This is a genomic window from Agrobacterium vitis (genome assembly GCF_013337045.2).
GTDB classification, from domain to species: domain Bacteria; phylum Pseudomonadota; class Alphaproteobacteria; order Rhizobiales; family Rhizobiaceae; genus Allorhizobium; species Allorhizobium vitis_B.
The window spans coordinates 807754-821014 of record NZ_CP118259.1; the positions used below are offsets into that span (position 1 = coordinate 807754).

At 58.5% G+C, this 13261-nt stretch carries 11 protein-coding genes; 2 read left to right on the forward strand and 9 right to left on the reverse strand.

The window, feature by feature from the left end:
* Positions 1-8: 8 nt before the first annotated feature.
* From G6L01_RS03715 to G6L01_RS03735, 5 genes are all read right to left on the reverse strand, one after another.
* Complete coding sequence (locus G6L01_RS03715) at positions 9-1613, reverse strand: ABC transporter ATP-binding protein (RefSeq protein WP_070167455.1); 1605 nt, start codon at positions 1611-1613, stop codon at positions 9-11.
* Between the two features lie 2 nt (positions 1614-1615).
* On the reverse strand, positions 1616-2737 hold the full coding sequence (locus G6L01_RS03720) for an ABC transporter permease (RefSeq protein ID WP_070167454.1): 1122 nt from the start codon (positions 2735-2737) through the stop codon (positions 1616-1618).
* Positions 2730-3653: an oligopeptide ABC transporter permease OppB gene (gene oppB / locus G6L01_RS03725; protein WP_070167480.1), complete on the reverse strand. Its 924-nt coding sequence runs from the start codon at positions 3651-3653 to the stop codon at positions 2730-2732. The genes G6L01_RS03720 and oppB overlap by 8 nt, the downstream gene beginning before the upstream one ends.
* 63 nt (positions 3654-3716) lie before the next feature.
* The gene (locus G6L01_RS03730) at positions 3717-5315 is read right to left on the reverse strand and encodes a peptide ABC transporter substrate-binding protein (RefSeq protein WP_070167453.1); all 1599 of its coding nucleotides are present in this window, start codon (positions 5313-5315) and stop codon (positions 3717-3719) included.
* Between the two features lie 307 nt (positions 5316-5622).
* On the reverse strand, positions 5623-6978 hold the full coding sequence (locus tag G6L01_RS03735; protein WP_070167479.1) for a glutamine synthetase family protein: 1356 nt from the start codon (positions 6976-6978) through the stop codon (positions 5623-5625).
* Between the two features lie 125 nt (positions 6979-7103).
* Between G6L01_RS03735 and G6L01_RS03740 the strand changes: the two genes are divergently transcribed.
* A complete protein-coding gene (locus G6L01_RS03740; RefSeq protein WP_070167452.1) occupies positions 7104-8474 on the forward strand; it encodes an aspartate aminotransferase family protein in 1371 nt (456 codons plus the stop codon).
* A gap of 130 nt (positions 8475-8604) precedes the next feature.
* Here the strand turns inward: G6L01_RS03740 and G6L01_RS03745 are convergent, their stop codons facing one another.
* The 4 genes from G6L01_RS03745 to G6L01_RS03760 all read right to left on the reverse strand — a co-directional run bounded on the left by G6L01_RS03745 (position 8605) and on the right by G6L01_RS03760 (position 12097).
* Entirely contained in the window at positions 8605-8892 is a 288-nt protein-coding gene (locus G6L01_RS03745; RefSeq protein ID WP_070167451.1) for a DUF2218 domain-containing protein, read from the reverse strand.
* A gap of 2 nt (positions 8893-8894) precedes the next feature.
* Positions 8895-9527 (reverse strand): PadR family transcriptional regulator, encoded by a 633-nt coding sequence (locus G6L01_RS03750; protein WP_070167450.1) that lies wholly within the window; start codon positions 9525-9527, stop codon positions 8895-8897.
* A 106-nt stretch (positions 9528-9633) separates the two neighbouring features.
* Positions 9634-11160: a glycosyltransferase family 39 protein gene (locus tag G6L01_RS03755; protein ID WP_070167449.1), complete on the reverse strand. Its 1527-nt coding sequence runs from the start codon at positions 11158-11160 to the stop codon at positions 9634-9636.
* A 1-nt stretch (position 11161) separates the two neighbouring features.
* The gene (locus tag G6L01_RS03760; RefSeq protein WP_234892011.1) at positions 11162-12097 is read right to left on the reverse strand and encodes a glycosyltransferase family 2 protein; all 936 of its coding nucleotides are present in this window, start codon (positions 12095-12097) and stop codon (positions 11162-11164) included.
* A gap of 236 nt (positions 12098-12333) precedes the next feature.
* Here G6L01_RS03760 and G6L01_RS03765 point away from each other — a divergent pair, with 236 nt between their 5' ends.
* Complete coding sequence (locus G6L01_RS03765; protein WP_337796961.1) at positions 12334-13245, forward strand: lysylphosphatidylglycerol synthase domain-containing protein; 912 nt, start codon at positions 12334-12336, stop codon at positions 13243-13245.
* The last annotated feature ends 16 nt before the right edge of the window (positions 13246-13261 follow it).

Sequence of the window (13261 nt, forward strand, 5' to 3'; positions counted from 1 at the left end):
CTAAAGCTTTAATGCGTAAACGCAGCCGCAATCAAGGCCTTGGTATAGTCCTCGGCGGGGCTTTCGAAAATGTCTTCCGTCGGCCCTTCCTCTACAATTTTGCCGTTCTTCATCACGATCACATGGTCGGAAATCGCCTTGATCACCGAAAGGTCATGGCTGATGAACACGTAGGACAGATCATGTTTCTGCTGCAGGTCGCGTAGCAACTCGATCACCTGCCGCTGCACGGAACGGTCCAGGGCCGAGGTCGGCTCATCGAGGATCACCACTTTCGGCTTGAGGATCATCGAGCGGGCGATGGCGATGCGCTGACGCTGGCCGCCGGAAAACTCGTGCGGATAGCGGTTGCGCGAGGCCGGATCGAGGCCAACTTCCTTCAAGGCGGCAATGGCGCGCTTGTCGCGCTCCGCCTTGCTGAGATTAGGCTCATGCACGTAAAGCCCTTCGGTGATGATCTCGCCAACCGTCTGGCGTGGCGAGAGCGAGCCGTAGGGGTCCTGGAACACCAGCTGCAATTGACGGCGGAAGGGTCGCATCCCGGCGCGGTCGAGACCGGAAATATCTGTTGTTTCGAAGCTGAACCGGCCATCGGCGGAAAGCAGCTTCAGCAGCGCCCGCCCCAACGTTGATTTCCCAGAACCAGATTCGCCAACAATGCCAATGGTCTGGCCCTTTCGGAGTGTCAGATTGACATGATCGACGGCCCGAAACTTTCGATTGCCCTTGAACAGGATGCCGGAACTGATGTTGAAGTCCACCACGACATTGCGGCCTTCGAGAATGACAGGCGCATCGGAGGGGGGCGCCACCTTGGAGCCTGATGGTTCGGCGGCCAGCAGCATTTTGGTGTAATCGGCCTGGGGACGCTCGAAAATATCGTCGCGGCTGCCCTGTTCGACAATCTCGCCGCGCCGCATCACCGCTACGCGGTCAGCGACGTGGCGGACCACGCCGAGATCGTGGGTGATCAACACGATGGCCATGCCGAAGCGTTTTTGCAGATCGGCGAGAAGATCGAGGATCTGCGCCTGGATCGTCACGTCCAGTGCCGTGGTTGGCTCGTCGGCAATCAGCAGGTCCGGCTCGTTGGCGAGCGCCATGGCGATCATCACGCGCTGGCGCTGGCCACCGGACAATTCATGCGGATAGCTGTCGATCCGCCGTTCCGGTTCCGGGATGCCGACCAGCTTCAGCAGTTCCAGCACGCGGGCGCGCGCCTTCGACCGGCTCATGCGGCGGTGAAAAATCAACGGCTCTGAAATCTGCTTGCCAACCGTGTAAAGCGGATCGAGCGAGGTCATCGGCTCCTGAAAGATCATGGTGATCTTGGAGCCGCGCACGTCGTTCAGCGTCGAGATACTGGCGCCGGCGAGTTCGGTTTCACCGTAGCGGGCCGAGCCGGCGACTTGGCCGTTGGAGGCCAGAAGCCCCATGATGCCCATCATCGTCTGGCTTTTGCCGGAGCCGGATTCACCGACGATGGCCAGCGTCTCACCTTTCTTGACGTCGAAGGAAATGCCCTTGACGGCATTCACCTCGCCATCGGGCGTGGTGAATGTGACCTTCAGGTCCTTGACGGTCAGCACCGTCTGGTTTTCGGTCTTGTCCATGCTTATCGGTCCTTGGGATCAAGCGCATCGCGCAGCCCGTCGCCCACGAAATTGAGCGAAAACAGGGTCAGCACAAAGAAAAAGGCGGGGAAGATCAGCAGCCACGGCGCGTTCTGCATGTTTTTCGCCCCTTCGGAAATCAACGTTCCCCAACTGGCCAGCGGCGCCTGCACGCCAAGCCCGAGGAAAGAGAGGAAGCTTTCGGTCAGAATCACCTGCGGCACCACGACAGTGACGAAGACGATGACAGGGCCGATCGTATTGGGAATGATATGACGGCAGATGATCTGCCAGTCGTTCAGACCCAGTGCTTCCGCCGCGCCGACGAATTCGCGCCGCTTCAAGGACAGGGTCTGGCCGCGGACGATCCGGGCCATTTCCAGCCATTGCACCGCGCCAATGACGATGAAGATCAGCCAGATGGAGCGACCGAAAAACACCACCATGACCACGACCAGGAATACGAAGGGCAGCGAATAGAGGATTTCGACGATGCGCATCATCACATTGTCGATCCGCCCGCCGAGATAGCCGGAGGTGGCCCCGTAGATCACGCCAATGCCGAGCGACACGAGACTGGCTGCAAGGCCGACCGCAATTGAAATCTGACCGCCCAGCATGACACGCACCAGAAGATCGCGGCCATTGCTATCGGTTCCGAACGGAAAATATTCCTGAGATACGCGACCGGTCAATACCATGCTGAGCTGGTCTGGGGTGGTCTGGGCGACCCGCGTTTCCTTGAACTCGTTGACCCGGTCGAAATAGCGCACAGTGCGTGGATCGATCGGCTTGTCGGACGTGATCGTGGCAGTGAAGCTGCCGTTTTCCACGGCAAATGCACTGATCTTCAGTCGCGCTCGATTGGCTGCACCTTCGGCAACCTGTTGAAGTGTGGCCGGGTCCGGGAAGGGCTTGAGGCTCGGCGGTACCGAGACATAGGAGGGAAATACCTGATCGTAGGTATGCGGCACGAAAAGCGGGCCTGCGAAAGCAAAGAGCGTGATCAGCAGCAAAACGAAGCAGCCGCCCATGGCCGCTCTGTTGCGGCGAAAGCGCAAGAGAGCCAACTGGCCAAGGCTACGGCCTTCGACCGCCGGAGAGGTAATGGAAATATCAGTCATGGCGAACCCTCGGGTCGAGCAGGCCGTAGGCGATGTCGACGATCAGGTTGAAAACGATCACGAATACCGCAACGAGAACCACGGTGGCCATGACCAAGGGATAGTCCCGGTTCAGCGCACCGATGACGAAGAAGCGGCCGACGCCCGGAATGGTGAAAATGCTCTCGACCACAGCCGAACCGGTCAAGAGGGCCGCTGCCGCTGGCGCCAGATAGGACACAACCGGCAGCATGGCACCACGCAAGGCATGGGTGATGACGATGGTGCGCGACGGCAGGCCATAGGCGCGGGCCGTACGGATATGGTCGGTATGCAAAGCCTCGATCATAGAGCCGCGCGTCAGCCGTGCGATGATGGCGATCTGCGGCAGGGCGAGAACGGTGATTGGCAGGGCCAGATAATAGGGTGAGCCATCACCCCATCCGCCAGCTGGCAGAAGGGACAGCATCAGGGCAAAAACCAGTGTCAGCACCGGTCCCATGACGAAATTTGGTATGGTGACGCCCACTGTCGCGAAGGTCATCACCACGAAATCGATCAGGCCATTCTGTCTTAGCGCGGCGATAGTGCCAAGAATGACGCCGCCGATCAGCGCGATCAGCAGGGCGGTGGCGCCAAGCTGAACCGAATAGGGCAGGGCCTGGGCAATCAACTGGGCAACCGTATTGTCCTTGTAGATGAAGCTTGGACCGAAATCACCGCGCAAGGCATTGCCGATATAGGCGAGATATTGCTGCCAGATCGGTTGATCCAACTGATAGGTCTTCATCAGGTTGGCCATGATGTCAGGCGGCAACGGGCGCTCGAGGTCGAACGGTCCGCCCGGCGCAAAGCGCATCAGGAAGAAGGAAATGGTGATGACGACGAATACCGTTGGCACGGCGCTCATCAGTCGGCGCAGGACGAAATTGATCATGGTCAAATAGCCGACGCGCGACGGACCGGATTGGCCCATCGCGCGTCATTCTCCTGTTCGACGTTACTTGGATACGCTGAGATACTTGGAATAGTGCTCGTTGACGGCATTGTCGCCCCAACCGGAAACTTTGCTGGATACCAGCCACAGATTGGCTGTGTTCATCAGCGGAGCCACTGGCTGCTGATCCACCAGGATCTGTTCAGCCTTATGCATCAGGTCCATCCGCACTTTCTGGTCCTTTTCGTCATAGGACTTTTTCATCAGAGCGTCGAATTCCGGATTGTTCCAGTGGCTGTAGTTGAAGGTCGTGTTGGTGCTGATCGTCAGCGCCAGGAAGTTTTCCGGGTCGGCATAATCGGCTCCCCAGCCAGCACGGGCGACGCTGTATTTGCCGCCTTCCTTCAGGTAGGAATAGTGCGAGGCCACATCGAGATTGACGAGCGATACCTTGGCACCGAACGTGGTTTTCCACATATCGGCAATGGCGGTCGCCACGCGCTCGTGGTTGGTATTGGTGTTATAGCGGATTTCGAGGTTGAGCGGCTTGCCACCCTGGCCGTAACCGGCCTCCTTCATCAGTTCCACGGCCTTGTCTTCGCGGTCGATCTGCGACAGCGAGGCAAAATCGGGCGTGGCCGGCTTTTCATAGCCTTCCATGCCCGGAGGGACCATGGAATAGAGCGGCAATTGCGCGCCGGAATAGATTTCGCTCGACAGGAAGTCGCGGTCGACGGCCATGGACAGGGCCTTGCGGACGCGAACGTCGCTCATCGGCTCTTGGCGCATGTCGAAGGTGTAATAATAGGTGGACAGGCCCGGATCGACATGGACCTGGCTGTTATAGGCAGTGCGTAACCGCTTCAGCTGGTCAGCGGAGAAATTGTAGACGACATCAAGTTCGCCTGCTTCATAGCGGCGAACAGCAGCGGCGTCGTCCTCGATCGGGTAGAATACCACCTTGTCGAGTTTGACATTCTTGGCATCCCAATACTGATCGTTCTTGGCGACAACCAGCTTGTCGTTCGGGACATGCGATTCCAGCTTGAATGCGCCGTTATTGACCATATTGCCTGGCTTGACGAATTGATCACCGAATTTTTCGTAATTGGCCTTGCTGATCGGCAGGGCGGTATAATGAGCCATCAGTTGCAGGAAATAGGGCGTTGAGCGCTCCAGAGTGATTTCCAGTGTCTTGGCATCAATGACCTTAATGCCAAGCTGATCGACCGGCGCCTTGCCTGTGTTGACGGCTTCCGCATTCTTGATCGGATAGAGCAGGTTGGCATATTCGGCGGCGGTCTTTGGGTCTTCCAGGCGGCGCATGGCAAACTGGAAGTCTTCCGCGGTTACTGGCGAACCATCCGACCATTTGGCATTATCGCGGATCTTAAAGGTGTAAACAGTGCCGTCGTCGGAGACTTTCCAGCTTTCGGCGGCGCCAGGCACGATCTTGCCATTTGCGTCATGCGTCGTCAGGCCTTCGAACATGTCGTGAATGACGAAGCCTTCGATGTCGATCGAGATATGCGCCGGATCGAGCGATTTCGGTTCGCCTGCATTGCCGCGGTTCAGCACCGCTTCCGCCAATGCACTGCTTGCACCAAACAGCAGGGAACCTGCCAGCACTGCCGTTGCCAATCTGATTTTCATCTGGGTCATTCTTGTTGTCTCCGCGCCCGTGGGGAATTCGTTCGGTTGTTGACCAAATGGTAAAATTGCCCAAAAAACAAGCCCTGCCTTCAAAAAAACATTGTCGGTTTCTGACCAGAGGCACTTTGTGCTCAAAAGGCAAAATGTTTTCCACAGTCTGGCCCGGCCTCCCCACGATTTTAGGGGGAAGTTGGTGCTCCATTCTGTGTGTTAGCAGTATTTTAGTATTTTATTATAGGGATTGCGATCTCAGTGGGATCACATTTCGCTGAGCGATTCTGCTGACGCGAGGTCCAAAGAGGACGGGGCGCGCCTTTTACAGGCGCGGTAGATAGGTCCGGTAATCGAAATCCGACACGGTGCGCAGATAGGTGATCGCTTCCTTGCGCTTGGTGTCGCCATAGAGCTGGCGATATTGGCGACCAAAAATATCGGCGATGAAATCAGACGTGCGGAAGGCATCGACGGCGGTCAGAAAGTCGTGGGTCAACAGGTCCGGGCTGGTGGCTGGCGCATCCGGCGTGGTGACTCGGCCGGGATCGAGATCGGCCTCCAATCCCTTCAACATGCCGCCGAGAATGGCGGCGAGCAGCAGATGCGGATTGGCGTCAGCGCCTGCCACCCGATGCTCGATCCGTGCTGCCGGGCCATCTTTATCCGGAATACGAATCGCGGTGCCGCGATGGCCAAAACCCCAGTCGATCCGGTCGGGCGCAAAGGAGCCGGGCTGGAAACGGCGATAGGAATTGGCAAAGGGCGCAAAAATCAGCTGTGCTTCCCGCATGGTCTGCAACAGGCCCGCCGTTACCGATTTCAGCTTGACCGGTTCGCCGCCCTTGGCATCGAGAATATTGCGGCCCTCAGCATCGATGATGCTGACATGCACATGCAGGCCGGAGCCTGCCTGATCGCCATAGGGCTTGGCCATGCAGGTGGATTTCAGCCCATGGCGGCGGGCGGCAAATTCGGCGATGCGCTTCAGGTAGATGCAGTCATCCGCTGCCGCCATGGCATCGGGCCGGTGCAGAAGATTGACCTCGAACTGGCCGGGGCCGAATTCTGCCGTCGTTGCATCGGCGGGCAGGCCCATGGCATCGGCATAGGCGCGCACGGTGGCGAGATAATCCTCCATTGCTCCGGTTGCCCGCATGTCATACAGCTGAAAGCCGTTCGGCTCGCCGCGATAGGTCAGCGCTTTCGGCGGCATCGGCCGTCCGGTTTCGCGCCAATCATCCTCCATCACGTAAAATTCCAGCTCGGTTGCTACGACAGGCGTCAGGCCCAAGGCCGAAAACCGCTCCAGCACCCGGGCCAAAATGGCGCGCGGGCAGACGAAATGCGGCTTTCCTTCTAGCGTGTGCATGGTGGCCAGCACCTGTTTGGAGCCTGATGGCGCCCAAGGCATGGAGCTAAGCGAACGCTTGTCGGGAATGCACAGGCCATCGGGATCGCCCAAGGTCAGCGAAATACCGGTCAGGTCGTCATTGTCATCGCCCCAGATATCCAGTGACTGAGTGGAAGCGGGCAGGCGGACGCTGTTTTTCCAGACTTTATCCTCAGCACTGAGCGGGATCATCTTGCCGCGCAGGTCGCCATTCATGCCCACCAGCAGGATTTCGATCCGGGCCTGCGGGTCGGGAGCGGTGCTGGTGGCGGCGTCGATCTGGGTCATGGCGGGCTTTCGAAAGAGGTCTGCCAGCCCTTGGCGGTTCTTGCCAAAGCTGGGGCATATCGTCATGGTCGTAGCGGATAAATTGCCGCCTTTCAATGCGACACCGCCGCCTGAGGATGCCTGCCATGAACGAGAAACCCGCCGCCCTTTCCAATCTTGCCGCTATCGATGCCGCCCATCATCTGCACCCGTTCAATGACACCAAAAAGCTGAATGAAGCGGGTGTCCGCATTATTGAGCGCGCCGAAGGCGTCCATATCTGGGATGCGACGGGCAAGAAATATCTCGATGCGTTTGGCGGGCTATGGTGCGTCAATGTCGGCTATGGCCGCAAGTCGATTGCCGATGCGGCCTATGCGCAAATGCAGGAACTACCCTATTACAACACGTTTTTCGGCTCCACCACGCCACCAGCGACGCTGCTGGCCCAGAAGGTTACTAGCCTGGCCGGACCGCATATGAACCATGTGTTCTTCACCAATTCAGGCTCCGAGGCCACCGATACATGGTTTCGCCTGGCGCGGGTCTATTGGAAGGCACTCGGTCATCCCACCAAGACCCAGGTGATTGCCCGCAAGAATGGCTATCACGGCTCGACCGTGGCGGGCGCTTCGCTGGGCGGCATGAAATACATGCATGAACAGGGCAACCTACCGATTGAGGGCATTCACCATATCAATCAGCCCTATTGGTATGGCGAGGGCGGCACGCTTTCGCCTGACGCGTTCGGCCTGCAAGCGGCGCAGGAGCTGGAAGCAAAAATCCTTGAACTGGGTGCCGAAAACGTTGCGGCCTTCGTGGCCGAACCCGTGCAAGGAGCGGGCGGCGTGATCATTCCACCGCAAACCTATTGGCCGGAGATCGTCCGGATCTGCAAGCACTATGACGTTCTGCTGGTATCGGACGAAGTGATCTGCGGCTTTGGCCGGTTGGGCAGTTGGTTCGGCTATCAGCATTTCGGTTTCGAACCGGATCTGGCTCCGATTGCCAAGGGCCTATCGTCAGGCTACCTGCCGGTCGGTGGCGTGCTGGTCTCGGACCGGGTGGCTGAGGTGCTGATCAATGAGGTCGGCGATTTCAATCACGGTTATACCTATTCAGGCCATCCGGTCTGCGCGGCGGCGGCATTGGAAAACATCCGTATCCTCGAAGATGAAAAACTGGTGGAGAGGGTGCGCGACGATATCGGCCCGTATTTCGCCACGGCGCTGGCTTCGCTTGCCGATCATCAGATGGTGGGCGAGGTGGTCAGCTTGGGCTTGATCGGCGCAGTGCAACTGACGGCGGACAAAGCGTCGCGCCGTCGTTTCGCCAAGCCTGACGATGTTGGCGCGCAAATGCGCAATCAGTGCGTTGCCAATGGCGTGATTGTTCGCGCCACCGGCGACCGCATGCTGTTTTCGCCGCCGTTTATTATTTCCCGCGCCGAGGTCGATCAGGCGGTGGAGGTTTTGGGCAAGGCGCTGGACTGGCTGCGCGACAATTATCGCGAATAGGTCACTTTCTTGCCAAGTCTCGAAGATGCTCACGCATCCTCGTCTTGAAGGCATTGCAAATATCTCAAATGCTTGCACGGCTTGAGATATTTGCAAAGGGAATACCAAGTCATTTTCAATGACCTTGGTATCAGGCAGGTTTCCAATCAAAGGGCAGAGGCGCTTCGCGGAAGGCGAAGCGATCGAGATGGCTGGAGACCACACCTTTGAAGCGCTCCAGCAGGTCGTCGTTTTCTGCCTCGATGGTGACAGTCAGTCCTGCCTCGTCGCAGGTCATCACGGCGATGGCGTTGTCGAATTTGACGGTACCTTCTTGGTCGCCGAGATCGACCTCCAGTTTATGGCTCCAGTGCTTGCAGAGCTGCTGGACATATTTCCAGCCGTGTTCTGTGGGGACGGTGGCAATGGTTTTGGTCATGATCAAAGCCTTTCAATCTTGCTGGCTGCTTCATCGAGAATGCGGGCGACGTCCAATTGTGTCTCACGCGATACGTCGTCCTGGGCGAGTCGGTCATGGATCACGGCTCGCAGATTATGGATTGCCCGGCGCACCGGCCCGGCATCGGTGCGCTCGGTCAATTTGGCAAGGGCGGTCAGCCGGGCGATGGCAATCTCTACCGCTTCGGCATTGTCGTCGAGGTGGATTTTTCCAGCTTCGGTAATGCCCAGCAATTTGCGGGTGCCCTCGGTCTGCTGTTCCTCGGCCAGACCCATATCCAGCAACAGGGTCATGGTCGGATAGATCACGCCGGGGCTGGGCGCATAGGCGCCGCCCGATAGCCGCTCAATCTCGCGGATCAGGTCATAGCCATGGCGCGGCAGTTCTGAAATCAGCTTCAATAGCACCAGCCGCAATTCGCCGGTCTCAAACATCCGGCGACGTTCGCCATCGCGCCCGCGCCCATGCCTGCCGTCCGGCCCTTTATGTCCAAAGGGGCCGCCGCGCATCGCGTGCATCAAGTCGGCAAGCGGATGACCGATCCTGTCTCCTCCTCTGCGGCCATGCCTGCCACCATTTCCCCCTTGGTCTTGGTGTGAATGAGAAAATCGCATTGTGTATCTCCGATAAGTTTTTATAGGTCTAAGATATATCGTAGATAAAATCTATCAAGTGGCAATGTGAATTTTTTCAAATCGAAATTTCAGGGCCTGCGAAATTTCAGGGTGTGGTGGAATAATAGAGGGCGTAGCCGAAGGAATAAAGCGAGTGCGGCCGTCCATGCAGGAAGGGCAGGGCGATTTCGCCGACCGATTGGGCCTGTAGACCGGGATAGGTGGCGATCCAATCCTTCATGGCCTTCGGCATTTCCGGATTGGGCCTGCCGAAATTACGCCAGATCACCAGCAGCGGATGCTGCGCATCGAAACGCGCCGGTGCAGACACGCCGCTTGTCGGCGGAACGGTAACGGCAATATCCGGCGCATGCAGGCGGATGTTGCCGGCCATCTGCTGATCGCTGGTCAGCACCAGCGCCGGAAGGCTTGGCGCAGAGGCCAGCGCCGTGGCAACGGCCTGGCCATAGGGTACATTCTGCTTCTGGTAATGGCCGATAATGCCAGCACCGACCACGCGGCCATAGAGGATCACCGGCACCATCACCATGATAGCAAGCGCGACGACCATAAAGCGGCGCAACTGTCCCTCTTCGCCTAAGCCTGCTGCCTCGACTTTCAGGCAAAGATAGAGCGGCAGCATCAGGAAACAGGGCGCAAGCCAGCGGTCCTTGATGGCGCTGACGCCGCCGAAAATTACCATCAGCGCCAGAACGGCGACCACCAGCAGCATCATCCGGCCCAGCAGCCGGGTCCATTCATTGCTGGCGGACAAAACGGAGGCGGCTGGACGCGGCAGGTGAGGGAAGGGCAGGGTGCGGGCAAAAGGGATCAGCAGCAGCGCCATAGTGGGGGCGGCGCTGGCCAGAACCGCAGTGCTGAGTGATGTCAGCCCCTTGAGGATCTGCTGTGGCAGGCTGGTAATATTGTCATCGGTCATTTTACCCAGCGTATTGCGGGTCGCTTCCTGCATATGCTGGAAAAACCACAGGGCATGCGGCAGCACGATGGCCAGTGCCACCCCAGCCGTCAGCAGGATGCGCCAGTCCAGTACACGCCGGCGAAACTTCGGCTCCGCCAGGATGGCGAGGAAAGCGGCGCTGACCAGCAGAACGAAGTTATATTTGGAAATAAACCCACAGCCGATCGCAGCCCCGGTCAGGGCGTAGCTCCAGATGCTGGGCGATTTCAGGGTCCGCAACACCCCGAACAACAACAGCGCGGTGCAGAAAATCAGCGCGACGGTATGGGTCAGGTCTCGCTGTGCCTCAAAGCTGATCTGCGGCATGGTCAACAGGCTGAGGCAGGCGATGATGACGAGATCACGGCTTTTCAGCACCTGTGCTGCGGCCAGCGCGATTAGCGCATAGCTGGCAAACAACATCAGGTTTTTCAACAGTGCCAGCGCCAGTCGGTTGGGGCCAAGCAGCTCCACCACACCATACTGGATCCAGTTGTAGAACGGCGGCTGGCTGTCATAACCAATTGAAAGCCATTGCGCATAATAGAGCTGCTGGCCTTCGTCCAGTTCCAGCGACGCGGGCAGGGCCAGCCGCACCAGCACCTGTACGAGAAAATAGAGGCCCAGGAGAAGGAAGAGCGAAGCGGGCTTCTGCCGGAGCGTCGAAATCATCTCAGATGTCCTTGGTATCCGGTGCTTGGTCGTAGGTCTTGCGGATCACATAGGCACGCGGTGTATCGTAGGAACGGGTCAGCATTTCCGCGACAATGCCAGTGGTGATCATCTGGATCGAGGCCAGGAACAGCATAACGCCGACCAGCAGCAGCGGCCGCGTGCCGATATCCTCGCCCATCAGCTTGATGACGAACAGATAGAACAGGATCAGCGCGCTGAGCGTGCCGATGAAAAAGCCGATCATCCCGAAGAAATGGCCGGGCCTTTGGCGAAAGCGCATGAAAAACAGCACGGCCAGCAGATCGAGCACGACGCGGGCGGTGCGGGAAATGCCGTATTTCGAGGTGCCGAACTGGCGGGCATGGTGATTGACCACGGTTTCGCCGATCCGTGACGATGGAATGACGCTGGCGACCCAGGCCGGGATGAAGCGGTGCATGCCGCCCATGATGCTGATCTGCTTGATGATTTGGGCGCGGTAGAGTTTCAGGCCGCAGCCATAATCGTGGATGCGTACGCCGGTGACCTTGCCGATCAGCCGGTTGGCACACCAGGAGGGGATCTTGCGCAGCACCAGTGCATCCTGCCTGGCCTTGCGCCAGCCGCAGAGCAGGTCGAGATCACGGCTTTCCAGCTCGGCGATCATGCCAGGAATATCGTGCGGGTCGTTTTGCAGGTCGCCGTCCAGCGAGGCAATCAGCCGTCCGCGTGCGGCGTCGAAACCAGCTTGAAGGCCTGCCGCCTGGCCGAAATTGCGTTGGAATTCGATGATTTTCAGGTCGAGGCCTTCACGGCCGATATAGGCCTGTGCGCGGCTCAATGTCCGGTCGGTGGAGCCGTCATCGATGACGATCAGTTCCCAGGGCTTGCCGAAATCCTTCAGCGCTTCCATCACCCGCTCGATCATGCGACCAATATTGTCTTCTTCGTTCATGAAGGGCACGACGACCGACAGTTCAATCGCGGATGCGGCATTATCAGAGGAAGCATGGCCGGTCACGGCGGCGAAACGGTCTGTCGGCAAGGGAGGAACTCCGAAAATTGCTGGCCTTTATAAGTCCGGGTGTTATAGGAACCGGCGCGGCCACGCAATTCGGAACTGTCAGGGCAATGACCTCAATCGATCAAAGTCACCGCAAATCGTGGATAAAGCGCCATGGCGTTTCGCTCATGGCCTTTATCGCCATTGCCGCTTATGTGGTTTTTGTCGAAGCCGTCTGGGGCTGGTCCATGGTGCTGCGAGAGTGGCAGGCGCTGGGCCTTTCAACAGTGCTGCTGGCACTGGGCCTGTTGGTGTCCACCTCTCTGGTCCGTGCCTGGCGGATCTACGATTATTTCCCACGCCAAACCTCGGGCCGGTTTACCGCGCTGTTTCATCTGGCGCAGGTCCATAACCTCCTCAATATTCTTCTGCCATTTCGAAGTGGTGAAACCAGCTTTCCGCTGCTGATGCGCTCGGAATTTTCCGTGCCGCTGTTGTCAGGAACTTCGGCGCTGCTGGTGATGCGGCTCCTGGATCTGCATGCGCTTCTGGCCGCTGCCGGTCTCGGCCTGGTGCTGGGAAAACCGCAGCCCCAAGTATGGGGAATGGTCTGGCTGCTTTTTTTGGTCTTACCGCTGATCGGCTTTGCCTTGAAACGCCCTGCTTTAGCTTTCGCAAGGGCGCGTTTCTCTGGCAGGGTGCTAAAGATGGTCGAAGGGGTGGAGGCAGGCTTGCCTGCGCATAAGGCCGCCTTTTTCCGAGCCTGGGCCATGACTATCGTCACCTGGGGGACCAAGGTTCTGGTGTTTGCCTGGGTGTTGAGCCTGATGCAGGTGACACCGCTATCTGCAGCTTTTGGCGGCGCATTGGGCGGAGAGCTTTCCTCCGTCCTGCCGTTTCATGCGCCCGCTGGCGTCGGCACCTATCCGGCTGGCATCGTCGCCGGTGCAGCCGCTCTTGGAGCGGCAGTGCAGGATATGGATGGATTGGCCAAGGCCGCCGTCAACCTGCATCTGATCGTCATCGTCTCGGCCCTGCTCAGTGCAGCGCTCTCGCTGGCGCTGCACGCGGTTTTCCCTTCGCCTGTGCGAAAGCCCTGAAACGTCAAGGCATCAA